The following is an 18,113-nucleotide window of genomic DNA, read 5'->3' as shown; positions in this document are numbered from 1 at the left end:
CGGCAGCGCGGCGCGACGAAGGAGCGACGCGCTCGCGCCCTCCCACTCAGTGGTGTCGGAGCGCGTCGATCAGCTCGTCCTTCTTCATCGACGAGCGACCCTCGATGTCGAGTTCGCCGGCGCGCTTGCGCAGCTCATCGACCGTCCAGTCCTCGTAGTCGCCGGCCTTGCCACCGCGGCGGCCGACCGTGCTGGCACCCTCCGAAGCCATGGCGTTGGAGATCCGGGCGGCCTTCTCCTTGCTGGCGCCGTCCTTGCGGATCTCTTCGTAGGCGTCCGGGTTCTTGATGCCGGGTCCGTGCTTCTTGCCGGGCATGTCTCCTCCTCCGGCGGTCGCTGTAGGTGGTCATCCCGGCGTTACCCGCGCAGCGGCGCAAGAGACGCCTCGGCTGCGATCCGGACCTCGCCGGCGTCGGTGTCGAGGTCGACGCCGGGGCCGAGATCGACGACCCGGGCGTGGCGGTGCAGCCAGCCCACGACGGCCGCGACGGCGGCGGGGCCGGGCTCGCTGCTGCGGTCGTAGCCGAACAGTGCGCCCGGGCGGCCGGGGCCGACGAGCAGGGCGGTGACCCGGTGCTCTCCGGGCGCTCCCGGAGCGCCGACCAGACGCAGGTCGAGCAGCTGGGACCGGCGGGGCAGGGCGGCACAGCGCACGGGCAGCCCGAGCAGCGCACCGACCCGGCAGCGGTCCGGATCGGCCGCACGTTCGTGGGCCATCCGGTGCAGGAGTCCGGGGACGGGCTCGGAGAGCCGGACGTCGCTGCTGACGTCTTCCACGAGATCGAAGTCGACCACCAGGGGCAGCTCCTGGTCGGCCGCCGCGTCGCGGACCAGGCGGTGGGTCCGAGCGAGGCCGCCGCCGATCCGCCGGCCGAAGCGCGGGAGCAGCGCCGGCAGACCGACCAGCAACGCCGTCGGTACGAGGGCTCCCGTGTCGTCGCGATGCAGCTCGACGTCGTCGACCTTGCCCGCCAGGCGGCCATCGGCGCCGATGATCTGCCGGTCGAGCAGATGCAGCCCGACGTCGTACCCGTCGCGATCGGCCAGTGACACCATCGGTTCCTCCTCTCAGCCCTGCCCCATCGAGGTGACGACCATGAGCGGGATCGCCGCGAGTGCGGCGAGGGTGATCACGACGAGGTAGACGACGCCGAGCGCGTTCGCGACCGGACCGTTCACGTGCTCGCCCAGGTAGTCGGGGTCGTTCGCGACGACGAGGATCGGGAAGTAGGTGAGCGGCAGCGCGATCGCGGAGAACACCACCGAGATCTCGGTGACCATGATCGGGTCGACGCCGGTGAGCAGGACGCCGGCCGCGATCACGGTCGCGATCAGCAGGATGATGTGGAAGCCCGCGGCCTCACCCGGACGGACGTACTTGCCCCACGGGAACCCGAAGTACTGCGCGAGGCTGTAGCCGGTCGACAGCCCGGTCTCGCAGGCGGCGCCGAAGGTCGCCGCGAAGAAGCCGAGCACGACCACGGCCAGCCCGATCTTCCCGAGACCGATCGCGACCGGCAGGCCCACCTGTCCCAGTGTCTCGACCGTGACACCGGCGGGCAGGAAGACGGTGGCGGCGCAGGCCGCGATGGCCACGGACAGCAGGCCGCCGAGCGGGAAGCCGATGAACACGTTGGCCCGCATCACCCCGATGTCCTTCTCGGTCCAACGCTCCTCGACACCGCCGCTGGAGAAGAAGAACACCTCGTACGGCGTCATCGCGGCACCGAAGAGGGCGACCCCGAAGAAGGCGTACGTGGCCCAGCTCTCGGCGTCCGGCTTCTCCGCGGGCGAGAGACCGGCGGCGAGCTCGCCCCAGTCGGGGCCGAGCTGCCACAGCGCGACGGCGAAGGCGATCAGGGCCAGGCCCATCAGGCCGAGCACGTTCTCGATCGCGGAGAACTTCGCCCGCCACAGCACGATCCACACGGCTACTGCGACGAACGGCACGACCAGCAGGTGATGGACCGAGGTCACCAGCTGCAGGGCGAGCGCGACACCGCCGATCTCGGCGATGAAGGTCAGCAGCGTCACGAGCATCGAGCCGATCAGGTTGAGGAAGCCCATCCGCGGCCCGAGGCGCTCGCGCACGAGGTCGAAGGTCGCGCGATGGCTGACCGCCGCGATCCGGCCCGACATCTCGGCGAACACGCAGATGCCCACGACACCGACCACCACGACCCACACCAGCGACGTGCCCAATCGCGCGCCGACCTGGGCGTTGGTCACCAGGTCGCCGATGTCGACGAAGCCGCCGATGGCGGTCAGGATTCCGAGCAGGACGGCGAAGTAGCGCTTCACGGCGCAGCCTGCCGCAGTCGACCTGCGAGGCTGTCGAGATCCTCGAGGAGTCCGGCGTCGCCGTACCGCCCGGACACCGCGTGCGCCCGGGCCTCGGCGACCAGGTCGACCGCCCGGTCCAGGAGGTCGAGGACCGTCGCGGCATCGTCCGCGCGTGCCGCGGGCACCTGCACGCGGGACAGATTCTCCTCCGCCTTGCCGGCCGCCTCCTCGGCCTGGGCCACGAGCACGGTCGTGTACGCCGACCAGGTGCGTCCGTCACGGGCCGAGACCAGAGCCAGGCGGGCCGTGGCCACCTGGCTGCTCGCGTCGGTCAGGGCCTGGGCGGCCTGGTCGTCCCAGGCCGCGGCATCGGGCCGGGCGACGACGCCGCACGCGGCCAGCAGGAGCGTCGGGAGGAGGACGAGGACCGCGACGACGGCCGGTCGCTGCGAGCGCTTCACCTCTCGCGACCCCACCAGGGGACCGCTGCCCACATCAGGGTGAAGGCGAGCGCGACCGCCGCCGCGGCGATCAGGGCCGCGGCTGGTCCGAGGACGATGTCGAAGACCAGCAGCACCACGGCCGTGGAGACCGCGGCGAGACCCACCAGACCGGCGAGGGCGCACTGCTGGGCCGCGGCGACGATCCACTCCCTGCGGCCCTGCCGGAACAGGACCCGGTGGTAGCAGACCGGTGCCACGATCACGAGTGTCGTGAGCACCGCGCCGACGAGGATGCCGAGGTAGATCCGCTGCTGGGTCTCGGTGAGCTCGGTGAACCGCTCGGTGAACGGGACGGTGAGCAGGAAGCCGGTGAGGATCTGCACGCCGGTCTGCATCACCCGCAGCTCCTGGAGCAGCTCGCTCAGGTTGCGGGTGATCTGCTGGGGCGGGCGCCCCGGCAGATCACCCGCCGACGTCCCGGTCACGCCCGGCCCTCCTCCACGTCCTGGGCATGGGGGTAGGCCTCCTCGGGATCCACGACCTCGCCGTCCTCGGTCAACGGGACCTCCGGATCACGATCCGGCACGTGATAGTCCTCCACGGCCGAGCGGTCGTTCTCCGGGATCGGGCGCTGCTCGGGATCGACCGGCTCGTCCGGTTCCTGAGGTCGTTCGGGGTTCTCGGGGTCGGGGATGGTCATCGGTCCTCCTCCCGGTCCTGGTCTCCGGTCCGGGCGTTCGGCCCGGCCGCTCCCTCCTGCACGTCGTCGTCGATCGGGTGTCCGGCGACGGCGTCGGCCGGCGACTCGGCCGTGCCGGCGTCATCGAGGTTGCCGACCTCGGACACCTGGCCGTCCTGGCCGTCGGGGGTGCTGTCCTCGCGGTGACGCGGTCGCTGCTCCATGACCGGAGAGGTACCCCGCGCCCCGGTCAGAAGACGGGCTTGCCGCCGGTCACGCCGAGCACCGTGCCGGACACGTACGACGCGTCGCCCGGGGAGGCGAGGAACACGAAGGCCGGAGCGACCTCGGCCGGCTGCCCGGCCCTCCCGAGCGGAGTGTCGACGCCGAACCGCTCGACCTTCTCGGGCTCCTGGGTGGCCGGTTGCAGCGGGGTCCAGATGGGGCCCGGAGCGACCGCGTTGACCCGGATCCCGTCGCTCCCGAGCGAGGCGGCGAGGTTGACGGTGAGGTTGTTGATCGCGGCCTTGGTCGCGGCATAGTCGAGCAGCGTCTCGGACGGCTCGAACGCCTGGATGGAGCTGTTGTTGACGATGCATCCGGGTCGCCTGCGCAGGTGCGGCGCGGCCGACCGCACGAGCCACATCAGCGCGTAGAGGTTGGTCTTGAAGGTGCGGTCGATCCGGTCGTCGCTGAGGTCGTCCACGGCGTGGTCGCGCGCCATCTGGTAGCCCGCGTTGTTGACCAGGACGTCGAGGCCGCCGAGCTCCTCGGCGGTACGCCGGACGGCCTCGTCGCACGCCTCGCTGGTCCGCAGGTCCAGGGACAGCGGCAGCACCCGGCGGCCCGCGTCCTCGACCAGCGCCGCCGTGGTGTCGGCGTCCGGCTGCTCCTCGTGGAGGTGGGTGAAGGCGACGTCGGCGCCCTCGCGGGCGTAGGCGATCGCGACGGCGCGGCCGATGCCGGAGTCGCCTCCGGTGATCAGGGCGACCTGGCCCTGGAGCCGGCCGTGGCCGACGTACGACTGCTCGCCGTGGTCGGGCTCGGGGCGCATCTCTCCCGTGAGTCCCGGGGGCGTCTGCTGCTGGGCGGGGAAGGCGGTGTCGGTCATGACCCGGGCATTACCCCGGGTGGGACGTGCCGAGTCGGGTACACCCAGAGCGTTCGTGCTCCACCACGGCTCAGCCGAGGCGGTCCTCCCGGGCCGTCCGGCTGGCGGTGAGGTCGTCGAGCAACGCGTCCAGCAAGCGGCGCAGCCCCGGGTGGCTGACATGCCCCTCCCGAGCCACCTGGATCAGGCGCTCGGCGACCTCCCGCACCTTCACATTGCGGTTGCGCGACCACCACTTGAGCATCGCGAAGGCGGCGTCGGCGTCGAGGCCGTAGCCCAGCATCAAGATGCCCTTGGCCTGTTCGATCGTGTCGCGGGACGCGGCCGAGGCGGCCACCGCGGCATCGGCCGCGGCCGTGGTCTCCGCGTCGAGCTCGGGCGTGAGATCGAGGTAGTAGCCGACGAGACGGTCCACCTTGCCGCTGGTGCGGCCGGCGTCGTACTGGCCCTCCCCGCACAGCACGACATTGCGCACCTCGTCGCGGACCAGGATCCGGTAGTACACGTTGAAGGGCGCCCCGTCGGCGATCGCGTCGTCCAGGGTCCGCTCGACGAGCGCACGGTCCTGCTGGTGCTTGTGTCGCATCACCAGCTCGGTGGTCGGCCGGACCTCGCCCGGCCGGTAGCCGTGGATCGCGAAGACGTCGTCGTCCCACTCCCACCGCTCGTCCACCACGTGATAGACGAATCGCCCGGTCTGACGCGGACCGTCGGGGTCCAGCGGCGGCAGCGGAACGGTCTCGTCCCCCGGCGCAACTCCACCCATCTCGCCCTTCCTCCCCTCCGTCTCGGTCTTCCGTATGGAGGCAGACGGCACGGGTACCCCGCAACCACCGGAGGAGGTCACATGGGCGATCGGACCGTCTGCGACGAGAACTATGGCGAACCCGGGGCGGGACGCACAACGGGGGGTCGTCTCCTGGTGTACCTGACGGTACGCCGGGTCGTGCTGCGCCTGATCCTGGGCGAGCTGTGGGAAGGAAGGACGAGGACCGGATGAGGCTGCCCGCACCCTGTGGACCCTTGAGCGAGGGGGTCGTCGAGACCCTCCGCGCGCGACCTGCCGGCCCCCACGCCGTACCCGAACCGCGGGCCATGGGCGAGGTCACCTACCCTCTGACCGACCGCGACTTCCAGCTCGCGTTGTGGACCCTCTACGAGCTCCACTACCGCGGCTTCGAGGACGTCGAGGACCCGCACGCCGAATGGGACCCGCTGCTCATGGTGAGCCGGGCCGCGCTGGAGCGCACCTTCGAGCACGCCGTGCGCCGCCTGGTCGGCACGACGCCCGAGGACGCGCCCGTGATCGCGGACCTCGGGGACACCCCGGGCGCGCAGGTCACCGCGGCGCTGGTCCGGCTGACCGCCCGCTCGGGCCCCTCGGAGGTCGCGCAGTTCCTGCACCGGCGCGCCACCCGCGAGGAGTTCCGCTCCTATCTCGCCGAGCGGGCGGTCTACCACCTGCGCGAGTCGGACCCGCAGTCGTTCGTGCTGCCCCGGATCGGCGGCGCCGCGAAGGTGGCCCTGGCCGAGCTGCAGTACGACGAGTACGGCGGCGGGCGGCCCGACCGCCTGCACCAGACGCTCTTCGCCCGCGCCCTGGCCTCGCTCGACATGCCGACCGACCTGGCGCCGTACGTCGAGCAGGCGACGGGGGCCACCCTCGCATCGGTCAACCTGATGTCGCTGTTCGCGCTCAACCGCCGCCTGCGCGGGGCCGCGATGGGTCACCTGGCCGCGTTCGAGGCGACCAGCTCCCTGCCGTGCGACCGGATCCTGCGCGGGGCACGGCGCCTGCGACTGCCCGAAGCGGTCCAGGACTACTACGACGAGCACGTGGAGGCCGACGCCGTGCACGAGCAGCTCGCCATCCGGGGCATCTGCGCCGCCCTGGTCGAGGACGAGCCCGACCTGGTCCCCGACGTCGTGCTCGGCGCCACCGCCTGCCTCGCCGTCGACGGGCTCGCGGGCGAGGTGCTGCTCGACGGCTGGCGCGGCCGGCGCGACGACCGAGCGGCGGGGTGAGGCCGTCATGAGCGGACGGCGGGTCGTGGTGACCGATTGCCCCGGCGGCCCTCTCCTGGTCCGCGGCGCGGACGAGGTCGTCGGCGTCGACGGCACCACCGCCGCCGTCGAGCGCGCCGTGGTCGCGGTGTGCCGGTGCGGGCGGTCCGAGCGGATGCCCTGGTGCGACGACAGCCACCGCGACCGACGACGGAGGAAGAACACGTGAGAGCAGTCACCTGGCAGGCCAAGGGCCGGATGAGCGTCGAGGACGTGCCCGACCCGAGGATCGAGCAGCCGGACGACGTCGTGATCCGGGTGACGTCGAGCGGGCTGTGCGGTTCCGACCTGCACCTCTACGACCCCCTGGCGCCGTTCATGGCGGCCGGCGACGTGGTCGGCCACGAGCCGATCGGCGTCGTGGAGGAGGTGGGCGCCGGCGTCACGTCACTGCGCCGGGGTGACCGGGTCGTGGTGCCGTTCAACGTCAGCTGCGGTCGCTGCTGGATGTGTGCCCGCGGCCTGCACAGCCAGTGCGAGACCACCCAGAACGTGGAGCAGGGCACCGGCGCCAGCCTGTTCGGCTACAGCAGCCTGTACGGACAGGTGCCGGGCGCGCAGGCGGAGTACCTGCGGGTGCCGTTCGGCGACACCCTGCCGATCAAGGTGCCCGAGGGGCCGCCCGACGACCGTTTCGTCTTCCTGTCCGACGTGCTGCCGACCGCCTGGCAGGCCGTGGAGTACGCCGCCGTCGGCCCGGACGAGAGCCTGCTCGTGCTCGGCGCCGGCCCGATCGGCGACATGTGCGCCCGGACCGCGCTGCGTCGCGGGATCCGGGTCTTCGTCGTCGACCCCGTGGTGGAGCGGCTGCAGCGGGTCTCGGCGTACGGCGCGGAGGTACTCGTCACCGCCGACGACGCGGACCCGGTGACGACCGTCCTCGAGCTCACCCGCGGCCGGGGCGTCGACGCGGTGATCGATGCGGTGGGCATGGAGGCGCACGGCTCCCCCGTCGCCGAGTCCGTGTCGAAGCTGGTCGGGATGCTGCCGGACCGCCTCGCCCAGCCGCTGATGCGCACCGCCGGGGTCGACCGGCTGGCCGCGCTGCATCTCGCGATCGACGCGGTCCGCCGCGGTGGCACGGTCTCCGTCGTCGGCGTCTACGGCGGACCGATGGACCCGATGCCGCTGATGGAGATGTTCGACAAGCAGGTCCAGTTGCGGATGGGACAGGCCAACGTGCGGCACTGGAGCGACGACATCCTCGCGCTCCTGCTGGAGCCGACCGACCATCTCGGCGTCGAGACGTTCGCGACGCACCACCTTCCGCTGGAGGAGGCGCCGACGGCGTACCGCGACTTCCGTGACAAGAAGGACGGCATGGTCAAGGTGCTGTTCCGGCCGTGACCCCGTGACCCCGCCGCCCAGCGACAGCGGTCCGCCGACGGTGTCCCTGAGCGTGTCGAGGGACCGGTATCGGCGGACCGCCGTCGTGCCGGGGAGGGTCAGGCCGCGCGGGGCCGGCCGCCCGGGCCTCCACCGCCGACAGCACGGCGCAGGTCGGTGAAGATCCGCTGCAACAGCCGCGAGACCTGCACCTGCGTCACGCCGAGCTCGTCGGCGATCTCCTGCTGGGTGCGCTGCTCGTAGAAGCGCATCCGCAGGATGCGGCGGTCGCGCGCCTTGAGCCCGCGACAGGCCGGGCCGAGCATCGCGACGGCCTCGCTCTGCTCGAAGCCGGGGTCGACCGTGGGCAGCAGCTCGCCCAGCGGGCTGCCGGTCGCGGCGACGGGCTCGTCGAGCGAGGCGGCGTGGGCGAGGTCGCCGCAGGCCAGTGCCTCCTCGACCTCCGCCGCCGGACAGCCGAGCTCGTCGGCAAGCTCCTCGGGCGTCGGCGGCCGGCCGAGCTGCTGGGCCAGCTCCTCCTCGGCGGCGACCACGCGCGGGCGGATCTCCTGGATCCGGCGCGGTGGGCGCACCGCCCAGGCGGCCGAGCGGAAGTGCCGCTTGAGCTCGCCGAGGATGCTCGGGACGGCGAAGACCAGCAGGTCGTCGCCGCGCTCCGGGTCGAAGGACTGCACCGCGCGGGTCAGCGCGAGACAGGCGACCTGCTCGAGCTCGTCGGAGGACTGCCCGCGGTTGCGGTAGCGCGCGGCGAGGGTGCGGGCCACCGGGATGTTGAGCACGATGACCTCGTCGAGAAGGTCAGCACGCTCCCCCGGTGGACACTCCCGAGCCCTGGCCAAGAGCTCCGCGGTCCGAGCCTTCCGCTCGGCGGAGCTCACCCGGCTGCTGGAGGAGGCGGTGGAACGGTGGGGGATGGTGGGAATCGATGCGGTGGACACGGTTACTCCCGGGATCGAGAGCGATGTGGCGGTGGGCTTGGCCACGAGATGTCTGCTGCGTCGCTACCCAACCTAGCGCGATCTCATACCGGTGACCACCCCGACTGACCAGGAACCATGGTCAGGAAGAACTATCAGCGAGAGGACCCCCGACGCCATAACACCGCGGCCGGCACCGCGTTGTACCTGCGTCAGGGCACACCGGGTGCTCACGGAGGCGGGGAGTCGCGGTGCAGCAGATCGTGGTGGCTCTGAGCCCGTTCACCCGCCGCAGCCGCTCGCTCGGCGTGAGCCACCGCGACCTCGGCCTCGACCGCGGCCTCGAGCCCGGCGAGCATCTCGTGGTGCACGACCCGGTGGCCGACGAGCACTTCACCGCGGTCGTCACCGACCTCGGTTTCGAGCTCGCCGACACGACGTACCGACTCAAGATCGGGACGCGGATCACCGCCGCCGAGGCCGCCGAGTGCGTGGGACCGCCGACCGAGGACGACAGGTTCACCACCCAGGACATCGTCGCGCTGCTCGCCGCCCTGCGCCGCGGCGAGCGCGACGTCGCGGCGGCACTCGAGCACCTGAGCGGGATCTGACCTCGATCAGCCACCGTGGGCTAGTCCATCGTGACCACGGCCACGGGCCCACCGGCTCGACCTTGCCCCAAGGGTCGCCCTCGGCGGCGTGGCACGGGAGAATCTTTACCGTGCCGACCGAGAATCCGATCCGCGTCTACATCGTCGACGACCACGAGGTGGTCCGCCGGGGTGTGGCGAGCCTGCTCGCGACCGACCCCGAGCTCGAGGTGGTCGGTCAGTCCGGCAGCGCGACCGTGGCGCTGCGCGAGATCCTCCAGCTGCGGCCCGACATCGCCGTCCTCGACGCCAACCTGGCCGACGGCACCGGCGTCGACATCTGCCGCGAGATGCGCTCGGTCGACCCGGACATCAAGGCCCTGATCCTGACGACGTACGACGACCCGGACGCGATCTCCGCGGCCATCCTCGCCGGCGCCTCCGGCTACGTCCTGAAGAAGATCGAGGGCAACTCGCTGCTCAACGGCATCAAGCTGGTCGCCGGCGGCCACTCCCTCATCGACCCGGCGGTCGCCAACCGCGTCGTCGAGCAGATGGAGATGCAGCGCAAGTCGCTCGACGTCATCTGCGAGCTCACCCCGCAGCAGCGCAAGATCTTCTTCCTCATCGCCGAGGGCATGACCAACCGGCAGATCGCCGAGAAGCTCTACCTCGCCGAGAAGACGGTCAAGAACCACGTCACCGGCCTGCTCGCCCGGCTCGGCCTCCAGCACCGCACCCAGGCGGCGCTGCTCGCCGTACGGCTGCGGGGTGCGGACGCGACCGCCGCGCCCGAGCCCGCGAAGCCCCGGTTCTCCGCCGCGGGCTGAGGTACGCCGGCCCGTCCTCGGGCGCACTTGTCGGGCATTTCCTGCACTTGTCGGGCGGGCGAATTCAAGCCGTGGTCGCAACACCAGGTGGATTCGATTGCTCGGACAGTAGCTTGTCGAGGGCTTCGGCGGGGGTGCGCCAGGCGAGTCGTTTGCGGGGACGGGCGTTGAGCTCGGCTGCGACCTTGTCGAGGTAGCCAGGTCCCCACCGCGACAGGTCGGTGCCCTTGGGGAAGTACTGACGCAGCAACCCGTTGGTGTTCTCGTTCGTGCCGCGCTGCCACGGCGAGTGCGGGTCGCAGAAGTAGATGTCGAGCCCGGTCGCCTCGGCGATCTGTGCGTGGTTGGCCATCTCGCTGCCCTGGTCCCAGGTCAGCGAGCGACGAAGTTGCTCGGGCAGGTCAAGCATCTTCTCGATCATCGCGCCGGCAACCGTTTCGGCAGTGTGGTCGCCGCGCAGGTGCAGCAGCATGGTGAACCCGGTCGCGCGTTCGACCAGCGTCCCGATCGCCGAGCCCGACTCGGTTGACCCCAGGATCAGATCGCCTTCCCAGTCACCGGGCACCGCCCGGTCCTCGACCTGTTTGGGCCGATCAGCGATGTTCACCATGCCCTGGATCTGGCCACGCCTCTTATCGGGTCGTCGGTGTGGTTTGCGGACCGCCCGACCGGTGCGCAGATACTTGACCAGTTCCCGCTTCAACGCTCCGCGGCCCTGCACGTAGAGCGCCTGGTAGATCGTCTCGTGCGACACCCACATCTCCGGATCGTCGGGGAAGTCCTCGCGTAGCCGGGCAGCGATCTGCTCGGGACTGTGATTCTCCCGCAGACGCTGTTGGACCTCGCGGCGCAGCGGCAGATTCGTGGCGAGCTTCGCCGTCTTGGGCCGCTTGGCTCGCGCGTCGGCATCGCCTTGTGCAGTCGAGGCCCGATAAGCGCGTCGTTGCGCACTGGACACGGGGCTGTGGGACACGCGACGCAGCTCTCGGCTGATCGTGCCTGGGTCGCGCCCGACCGTCCGGGCGATCTCTCGTACGCCCCTGCCCTCAGCGCGCAGCAGGGCGATCTCCTCACGTTCGGCGAAGCTCAGCCGTCGACTGCCCGGGCCGGCTGTTGCGGGCGGCATCACCCCGCCACGCTCACCGACCCACGCCCGGCCCGCTGAGACCGACACGCCGACAGCCACAGATGCTTCCTCGATCGAGCAGCCCGCCCGCACGACGTCCCAGAACTCGTACTCCAACTCAACAGGCAGCCGCGGACGACCACGACGAGCACCCATCACAACACCCCATCAACAGACAAGTGTTGCGCTCACCCCTTGAGCCCAAGGCGTTGCAATGCCCGACAAGCGCAGGAATCACCGGTCGACCGGCGATTCCTGCGCCCTGCCCGGCTCAGAGCTGGAAGCGACCCACCATGTCCCGCAGCTCGGTGGCGACGCCGGTGAGCCCGGTGGCGGAGGCCAGGGTGTTCTCGGCCCCCTCCCGGGTGTCGGCGGCGGCGGTGGCGACCTGGGTCACGTCCTCGGCGATACCGTTGGCGCCGGCGGCGGCCTCGGTGACCGAGCGGGCGATCTCGTTGGTGGTGGCGGTCTGCTCCTCCACCGCGGAGGCGATCGTCGACTGGATGTCGTTGATCCGCGCGATGACGTCCGCGATCCGGCTGATCGCGGAGACCGCGCCCTGGGTGTCGCTCTGGATGGCCTCGATCTTCTGACCGATCTCCTCGGTCGCCTTGGCCGTCTCCTTCGCGAGCTCCTTGACCTCGTTGGCGACGACGGCGAAGCCCTTGCCCGCGTCACCGGCGCGCGCCGCCTCGATGGTGGCGTTGAGGGCGAGCAGGTTGGTCTGCTGGGCGATCGAGGTGATCACCTTGATGACCTGGCCGATCTCGGCGGAGGACTCGCCGAGCGAGGCGACCGTGCCCTGGGCCTCCGAGGCGACGGTGACGGCGTCGGTCGCGACGGTCGCGGCCTCGGTGGCGTTCTTGGCGATCTCCCGGATGGAGGCGGTCATCTCCTCCGCCGCGGTGGCGACGGTCTGGATCGACGCGGACACCTGGACCGACGCGCTCGATGCGGACGCCGCCCGGTCGGAGGTCGTCGTGGCGCCCTCCCCCATGCCCTCGGCCAGCGAGGTGAGCTGGGTGGCCGCGGCCCCGAGGGTCTCGGCGGCGCCACTGATGTTGCCCATGCTCGCCCGCAGTGTGGCCATCAGGGTGCGCAGGCCGTCGGCGACCTGGCCGACCGCGTCGTCGCCCTCGATGTCGAGCTCGCGGGTCAGGTCCCCGGCCGCGGCGGCCGAGACCAGGTCGAGGATCTGCGCGACCTTGCCGGCGAGGACGGCGGCCGCCTCGCGCTCCGCGGCCTCACGCTGGATCCGGGCCACGGTGTGCGAGACCAGCCGGCCGACGTTCCGCAGCGCGTCGAGGCGCTGCGCGCTCGGCTCCAGGGTCTCGGTGGCGAAGAAGTCCATGGTTCCGACGACCTCGCCGTCGAGGATGACCGGGAAGCAGACGCCCGACTTCACGCCGACCCGCTGGGCCACGGGCGCTCGCACGCAGTCGGTCATCTCGCCGATGTCGCGAGTGAAGTAGAGGTCGCGCTGCGCCCAGGCCCGGCCGGACAGGCCGATGCCCTCGGCGAAGGACGCCTGCAGGGTGACCTGGCGGAACTCCGGGCCGGCGTCGCCGGACTCGCGGTCGAACCTCAGCAGCCGGTCCGCAGGATCCACCCGCCAGTAGGAGCCGTACGCCCAGCCGAACTCCCCGCGCACCGTGTCGAGCGCGATCTGGATCGCGGTGTCGACCTCGGTCGCGGCGCCGAGCCCGGAGAGCACCTTGTTGACCGCCGACGTGTCGGCTGCGGACTCCGCACGCTCGCGCTCGATCCGCAGCCGGTCGGTGACGACCTCCCAGGTCGCCATCGCCCCGACGTACTCGCCGTCGGCGTCGGTGATCGCGCTGACGAGGAGGTCGAGGGTCTGGTGGCCGACCTGGATGTTCGCGCGCCGGGGCAGGTGCTCGGCGGTCGCCAGCAGGCCCCGCTGGTAGGCGGGGTTCTTGTGGAAGATGTCGAGGCTGGACCCGACCACCTCGTCGGCCCGCACCGGCAGCACGTCCTCGAGGCTGCGCAGGGTCCGCAGCGAGGCCGGGTTCATGTAGCGGATGACGAAGTCGCGGTCGGCGAACATCATGTTCGTCGGAGAGTTCTCCATCATCGACAGGGCGAAGGCCGAGGTGTCGGGCGCGGTCGAGGCCGCGGTCGCCGACGGCGCCGACGACTTCGCGGACGTCGCCCTCGACGCCTTGGCGGGTGCGGTGCCGTTGGTCGGCGCCTCCAGGATCTCGGTCATGGGGTACCTCCGGTGTTGTCGGGCGTGACCGTCACATCGACGGCGCGGTCGGCGTCGAGGACGAGCAGGATGGAATCGGAGAGAGGACGGACGCCGCGGACGACGTCCTGCACGCCCCGAGGCATGGTGGTCGGCGCCGGCTGCAGGTCGACGCCGGCCGTGTCGATGACGTCCCCGATGTCGTCGACGAGGAGGCTGACCACCTCGCCGCGGCTGCGGACGATCACGTTCATGGGGACCTCGTCGTCCGCGCGGTCCGGCAGCCCGAGCCGCACCCGCAGGTCGACGGCGGTCACGATCTGGCCGCGCAGGTTGATCAGGCCGGTGACGGCCCGGTCGGCCCGCGGCACGGGGGTCATCGACTGCCGTCGCAGCACCTCCTGCACCTCGTCGACGGCGACGCCGAAGAACAGTCCGGCGACCCAGAACGTGCAGTACTGCTCGGCGGTCCGGGCCGTCGTACCGGTGCTCATGCCAGCACCCCCGAGCGGGCCACGACCGCGTCGAGGTCGACGAGGTCGGTGACCCGGTCCTGGACGACGGCGCTGCCGGTGACGCCGGTACGACGGCCGACCTCGCTCGCGCTGACCGCGACCTCGACCACGTCGAGCACCCGGTCGATGACGATGCCGACGGCGCCCGCGGCCGCACCCGTCTCGTGCACCACGACGCTGATCTGGTCGCCGCGGTCGCTGGTGTCCGGGAGTCCGATCGCGGAGGCGAGCCGCACGAGCGGCAGGATCCCGTCGCGGTACTGCACGACCTCCACCGTGCCGCTGCGCTCCACCCGGTCGCGACCGAACTCCTCGAGGCGGGCCACGGCCGCCAGGGGCAGCGCCGCGCGGCGGCCGTCGGCGACCTCCAGCACCAGCAGGGCGGTCCGGTCGTCGGCGGCGCTCGCCGTCCGGTCGGCCGGCTCCTGCTGGGTCGCGCCCACGCCGACCGTCGCGGCGATGCCGGCGACGTCGAGGATGAGCGCCACCCTGCCGTCGCCCATGATCGTGGCGCCGGCGTAGGTGGTCAGCGCCTTGAGCTGGCGCCCGATCGGCTTGACCACGATCTCCTGGGTGTCGTGCACCTCGCAGACGCACAGGCCGAAGCGCACGTCGTCGGCTTGCAGCACGACGACCGTGAGCGCCTCGCCGTCGGGCGCGCTCCCGCCGAGGGTCTCGGCGAGGGACACCAGCGGCAGCAGCCGGCCGCGCAGGCGCAGTACCGGCGCTCCGGCGAGGTCCTCGACCTGGCGGCGCAGGTCGTCACCCTCGATCCGGACCAGCTCGACCAGGTTGGCCTGCGGGATCGCGTAGCGCTCGCCGCCCTCCCCGACCACGAGCGCGGGGATGATCGCGAGCGTGAGCGGGATCCGGACGCGGGTCGTCGTCCCCCGTCCGGGCTCGGAGGCGACGTCGACGCTGCCGCCGATCCGCTCGATGTTGGTGCGCACCACGTCCATGCCGACGCCGCGCCCGGAGATGTTCGAGACCGCGGCGGCCGTGGAGAAGCCGGGCCGGAAGATCAGCCCGAGCACCTCGCGGCCGTCCATCCGGGCCAGTTGGTCGCGGGTGACGACGCCCCGTTCGACGGCGATCGCGCCGATCGTCGCGGGGTCGATGCCCAACCCGTCGTCGGCTATCTCGACGACGACCTGGCCGGACTCGTGATAGGCCCGCAGACTCAGCGTGCCCTTGGCGTCCTTGCCCGCCGCGCGGCGTACGTCGGGGGGCTCAATGCCGTGGTCGAGCGAGTTGCGCACCAGGTGGGTCAGCGGGTCCTTGACCGCCTCCAGCAGGCTGCGGTCCAGCTCGGTCTCGTGCCCCTCCATGACCAGCTCGACCTCACGGCCGAGCTGGTGGGACAGGTCGCGCACGACCCGCGGCAGCTTCGACCAGACCTGGCCGATCGGCTGCATGCGCGTCTTCATGATCGACTCCTGCAGCTCGCTGGCCACCAGGTCCAGCCGCTGGCTCGCGCGGACCAGCTCGGCGTCCGCCGAGCCGAGGCTGCGCTGGAGCAGCTGGTTGCGGGTCAGCACCAGTTCGCCGACCAGGTCGACCAGGTCGTCGAGGAGATCGACGTCGACGCGGACCGAGGAGTCGACGACGGTACGGCGCTCGCCGCTCTCCTCCGGCTCGGGCTCCGGCTCGGGCTCCGGCTCCGGCTCCGGCTCGGGCTCCGACTCCGGCTCGGGCTCCGGTGCGGTCACGGACGGAGCCGCCGGGGACACGTCCGGCTCCTCCGCGACCGCGCCGGCGACCAGCAGGCCCTCGAGGACGGCGACGACCGGGTCGACGGCGACCGCGGGGTCCGTGTCGCGACCGGTCCGCTCGATCCCGTCGAGCAGCGCGCGGACGGTGTCGACCATCGCGAGCAGGCCCTCGGCGATCGGGGGTGTCATGACGAGCTCGCCGTCGCGCAGCCGCGAGAGCAGCGTCTCCCCGACGTGGGTCAGCTGCTCCAGCCGGTTGAAGGCCAGGAAGCCGCTGGTGCCCTTGATCGTGTGGATCGTGCGGAACACGCTCGACAGCCGCTCGCGCGAGCCCGGCTCCCGCTCCAGCTCGACGAGGTCGCGGTCGAGCTGGTCCAGGTTCTCGTGGGACTCCACGAGGAACTCCGCGATGATCTCGGCGTCGTCGTCCATCCGTCCTCCCTCCCAGGCGGGCGCCGTCACCGGCGCAGGTCGCTCACCCTGCCGATCGGCCCGGCGCAGACGGGGGTGAGCCGAGTTGACGGAGTTGGGATCTAGTCCCGGCCGCCGGTGGGCGGCGTACGGCGGGGGCTGTCACACGCTGTCCACCCGACTACCTGACGGCTCTCCGCAGAAAAGGCCCGCATCAGGCGGCCTCTCCGCTGAGAAGTGGCGTCCAGTCAGGTGGACGGCGTGTTACTTACCCACGCGACCGCCGCCGAGTGTCAGCCGCGGGAGCGGAGGGCCTCGCTGAGGGACGCGACGGCGGAATCCGAGGGGGAGGCAGCGTCGGCGTTGGCGTCGGCGAGCTCGGCGAGCAGCTCGGCGCGGTGGACGGCGACCGAGCGCGGGGCGTCGATGCCGATCCGGACGACGTCGCCGCGGACCTCGAGGACGGTCACGGTGACGGCCTCGGGCGAGCCTGCGCCGATGACGACGCTTTCGCCGATGCGACGCGAGAGAACCAGCACGGGGTGAGGTTAGCGGTTACGCGACGAGCGGCGCAGCGAGCGGCAGGTTCGCGTCGTCGAGGATGACCTGGCTGGCGCGGCGGGTCGCGGGGTTGACCACGAGCGGGGCGCGCAGGTTGACAGTGGTGTCGGCCAGGGTGGCGCCGGGCCGGACGACGAGCAACACGAGGACGTCGGCGGCGCCGGCCTCGTCGATGCCGAGCTCGCTCACCGTGTCGTCGTCGAGGTCGAGCGTGTAGTCGGGATAGAACGGCGCCGGCGGCACCACCACGAACTGCAGGTCCTGGCTGTCCAGCGACCGGAAGCCGTGCAGCACGCCGTCGTCGTCGAGGCGGACCAGCGCGAACCGGGCGTCGTCGGGGAAGCCGGGCATCGGGTGCGCCAGCTCGATGACGGGGAGGTCCATGCGTCCCATCATCGCAGGCTCCGCCGTCATCGCAGGAAGTCCAACAGGCTGGGCTGCAGGACACGCGAGGTGGCACCGAGGGCGGCCTGGTAGGCGACCTCCTGCAGCTTGAGGTGCACGGTGGTCTCGGCGAGGTCGGCGTTCTCGATGGTGCTGAGGTGGTTGGACAGCGAGGTCTTCGTGTCGTCGGCGGCCTGGGCGGACAGCTCGATGCGCTGGTAGCGGGTGCCGGCCGCGGCGCGGGCGCCGACGACGGTGTTCTCCCGGGCCCGGAGCACGTCGATCGAGGCGGTGATGCCGGCGCTGTCCCCAGAGCGCAGCGCGGTGGCGAGCGCGTCGAGCTCGGCGAAGACCGAGGTCGCCCCGTCACCGAAGACGGTGCGGCCGTCGACGTCGACCTGGACGACGACGTCGTCGGCCACCCGACGGTTGACGGCACCAGCGACGCCGACCCAGTTCCCGGTCGCGTCGTAGGCCTGGCCGCCGGAGGTCACGCCGCCGAAGATCGGCCGCTCGAGGTAGCGCGCATTGGCCTGGCCCAGCAACTGGTCGCGCACGCCTTCGACCTCGATCGCGAGCGCGTCGCGGGCCTGCTGGCCCATGGCGCCGGTGTTGGCGCCCTGGAGCGCGAGGTCCCGCGCGCGTCGTACCGCGCCGGTGACGGAGTCGAGAGTGCTGTCGACCTGACCCAGCCAGCCGAGCCCGTCGCGGGCGTTGCGCACGTACTGCGCCTGGTCGGCCACCGACGTCCGGATCCGCATCGCGGCGGTGGTGCCGGTGGGGTTGTCGGAGGGTCGGTTGATCACCCGGCCGGTGGAGAGCTGCTCCTGCAGCGCCGCCATCCGTCCGAGGCTGCGCTGCAGGTTGGCCAGCGAGCCCTCGGTCATCATCCGCTGGGTGACGCGTCCGATCGCCATCAGTCTCCGTCGCT

Annotated in this window: 22 protein-coding genes; 5 read left to right on the top strand and 17 right to left on the bottom strand. The window is 71.7% G+C overall.

Annotated elements, in window-relative coordinates; genetic code table 11:
- Window positions 1-46: 46 nt before the first annotated feature.
- The 9 genes from QJ852_05460 to QJ852_05420 form a co-directional block, all read right to left on the bottom strand.
- Window positions 47-316, bottom strand: coding sequence for a Rho termination factor N-terminal domain-containing protein (locus QJ852_05460; protein WGX97884.1), 270 nt, complete (start codon window positions 314-316; stop codon window positions 47-49).
- Window positions 317-357: 41 nt separating this feature from the next.
- Window positions 358-1,056, bottom strand: a complete 699-nt coding sequence (locus QJ852_05455) for a hypothetical protein (protein WGX97883.1) — start codon at window positions 1,054-1,056, stop codon at window positions 358-360.
- Between the two features lie 12 nt (window positions 1,057-1,068).
- Entirely contained in the window at window positions 1,069-2,301 is a 1,233-nt protein-coding gene (locus tag QJ852_05450) for a divalent metal cation transporter (protein ID WGX97882.1), read from the bottom strand.
- Window positions 2,298-2,744 carry a hypothetical protein gene (locus tag QJ852_05445; GenBank protein WGX97881.1) on the bottom strand — a complete coding sequence of 149 codons (447 nt, stop codon included), beginning with the start codon at window positions 2,742-2,744 and terminating at the stop codon, window positions 2,298-2,300. The genes QJ852_05450 and QJ852_05445 overlap by 4 nt, the downstream gene beginning before the upstream one ends.
- Window positions 2,741-3,211 (bottom strand): DUF6328 family protein, encoded by a 471-nt coding sequence (locus QJ852_05440; GenBank protein WGX97880.1) that lies wholly within the window; start codon window positions 3,209-3,211, stop codon window positions 2,741-2,743. Before QJ852_05440 ends, QJ852_05445 begins: the two co-directional genes overlap by 4 nt.
- Complete coding sequence (locus QJ852_05435; GenBank protein WGX97879.1) at window positions 3,208-3,426, bottom strand: hypothetical protein; 219 nt, start codon at window positions 3,424-3,426, stop codon at window positions 3,208-3,210. Before QJ852_05435 ends, QJ852_05440 begins: the two co-directional genes overlap by 4 nt.
- The gene (locus QJ852_05430; GenBank protein ID WGX97878.1) at window positions 3,423-3,629 is read right to left on the bottom strand and encodes a hypothetical protein; all 207 of its coding nucleotides are present in this window, start codon (window positions 3,627-3,629) and stop codon (window positions 3,423-3,425) included. The genes QJ852_05435 and QJ852_05430 overlap by 4 nt, the downstream gene beginning before the upstream one ends.
- 26 nt (window positions 3,630-3,655) lie before the next feature.
- On the bottom strand, window positions 3,656-4,516 hold the full coding sequence (locus tag QJ852_05425) for an SDR family oxidoreductase (protein ID WGX97877.1): 861 nt from the start codon (window positions 4,514-4,516) through the stop codon (window positions 3,656-3,658).
- 70 nt (window positions 4,517-4,586) lie between these two features.
- On the bottom strand, window positions 4,587-5,282 hold the full coding sequence (locus tag QJ852_05420; protein ID WGX97876.1) for a PAS and ANTAR domain-containing protein: 696 nt from the start codon (window positions 5,280-5,282) through the stop codon (window positions 4,587-4,589).
- 257 nt (window positions 5,283-5,539) lie between these two features.
- Here QJ852_05420 and QJ852_05415 point away from each other — a divergent pair, with 257 nt between their 5' ends.
- From QJ852_05415 to QJ852_05405, 3 genes are read left to right on the top strand one after another with little or no spacing between them, the layout of a single operon-like run.
- Window positions 5,540-6,541 carry an iron-containing redox enzyme family protein gene (locus tag QJ852_05415; protein ID WGX97875.1) on the top strand — a complete coding sequence of 334 codons (1,002 nt, stop codon included), beginning with the start codon at window positions 5,540-5,542 and terminating at the stop codon, window positions 6,539-6,541.
- Between the two features lie 7 nt (window positions 6,542-6,548).
- Window positions 6,549-6,749, top strand: a complete 201-nt coding sequence (locus QJ852_05410; protein WGX97874.1) for a CDGSH iron-sulfur domain-containing protein — start codon at window positions 6,549-6,551, stop codon at window positions 6,747-6,749.
- Entirely contained in the window at window positions 6,746-7,927 is a 1,182-nt protein-coding gene (locus tag QJ852_05405) for an alcohol dehydrogenase catalytic domain-containing protein (protein ID WGX97873.1), read from the top strand. Before QJ852_05410 ends, QJ852_05405 begins: the two co-directional genes overlap by 4 nt.
- Before the next feature lie 98 nt (window positions 7,928-8,025).
- Here the strand turns inward: QJ852_05405 and QJ852_05400 are convergent, their stop codons facing one another.
- Window positions 8,026-8,805 (bottom strand): sigma-70 family RNA polymerase sigma factor, encoded by a 780-nt coding sequence (locus QJ852_05400; GenBank protein ID WGX99534.1) that lies wholly within the window; start codon window positions 8,803-8,805, stop codon window positions 8,026-8,028.
- Between the two features lie 290 nt (window positions 8,806-9,095).
- On the opposite strand from QJ852_05400, the gene QJ852_05395 reads away from it, so the two are divergent.
- Together QJ852_05395 and QJ852_05390 are read left to right on the top strand one after the other, a co-directional pair.
- Complete coding sequence (locus tag QJ852_05395) at window positions 9,096-9,455, top strand: hypothetical protein (GenBank protein WGX97872.1); 360 nt, start codon at window positions 9,096-9,098, stop codon at window positions 9,453-9,455.
- A gap of 110 nt (window positions 9,456-9,565) precedes the next feature.
- Window positions 9,566-10,264, top strand: coding sequence for a response regulator transcription factor (locus tag QJ852_05390; protein ID WGX97871.1), 699 nt, complete (start codon window positions 9,566-9,568; stop codon window positions 10,262-10,264).
- A 64-nt stretch (window positions 10,265-10,328) separates the two neighbouring features.
- Here the strand turns inward: QJ852_05390 and QJ852_05385 are convergent, their stop codons facing one another.
- From QJ852_05385 to QJ852_05355, 7 genes are all read right to left on the bottom strand, one after another.
- A complete protein-coding gene (locus QJ852_05385; GenBank protein ID WGX99533.1) occupies window positions 10,329-11,390 on the bottom strand; it encodes an IS30 family transposase in 1,062 nt (353 codons plus the stop codon).
- A 271-nt stretch (window positions 11,391-11,661) separates the two neighbouring features.
- Window positions 11,662-13,620, bottom strand: coding sequence for a methyl-accepting chemotaxis protein (locus QJ852_05380; GenBank protein ID WGX97870.1), 1,959 nt, complete (start codon window positions 13,618-13,620; stop codon window positions 11,662-11,664).
- Window positions 13,617-14,093 (bottom strand): chemotaxis protein CheW, encoded by a 477-nt coding sequence (locus QJ852_05375; GenBank protein ID WGX97869.1) that lies wholly within the window; start codon window positions 14,091-14,093, stop codon window positions 13,617-13,619. The genes QJ852_05380 and QJ852_05375 overlap by 4 nt, the downstream gene beginning before the upstream one ends.
- Window positions 14,090-16,258, bottom strand: a complete 2,169-nt coding sequence (locus tag QJ852_05370) for a chemotaxis protein CheA (protein WGX97868.1) — start codon at window positions 16,256-16,258, stop codon at window positions 14,090-14,092. The genes QJ852_05375 and QJ852_05370 overlap by 4 nt, the downstream gene beginning before the upstream one ends.
- A 272-nt stretch (window positions 16,259-16,530) precedes the next feature.
- Window positions 16,531-16,776, bottom strand: coding sequence for a carbon storage regulator CsrA (gene csrA / locus QJ852_05365; GenBank protein ID WGX97867.1), 246 nt, complete (start codon window positions 16,774-16,776; stop codon window positions 16,531-16,533).
- Window positions 16,777-16,792: 16 nt separating this feature from the next.
- Entirely contained in the window at window positions 16,793-17,182 is a 390-nt protein-coding gene (locus tag QJ852_05360; GenBank protein WGX97866.1) for a flagellar assembly protein FliW, read from the bottom strand.
- A 26-nt stretch (window positions 17,183-17,208) separates the two neighbouring features.
- Entirely contained in the window at window positions 17,209-18,099 is an 891-nt protein-coding gene (locus tag QJ852_05355) for a flagellin (GenBank protein ID WGX97865.1), read from the bottom strand.
- Window positions 18,100-18,113: the final 14 nt, after the last annotated feature.

Source organism: Nocardioides sp. L-11A (assembly GCA_029961745.1).
In the GTDB taxonomy this organism is placed as follows: Bacteria; Actinomycetota; Actinomycetes; order Propionibacteriales; family Nocardioidaceae; genus Nocardioides.
Note: the sequence above shows the minus strand (reverse complement) of the source record. Positions and strands in the feature narration are given on the sequence as shown.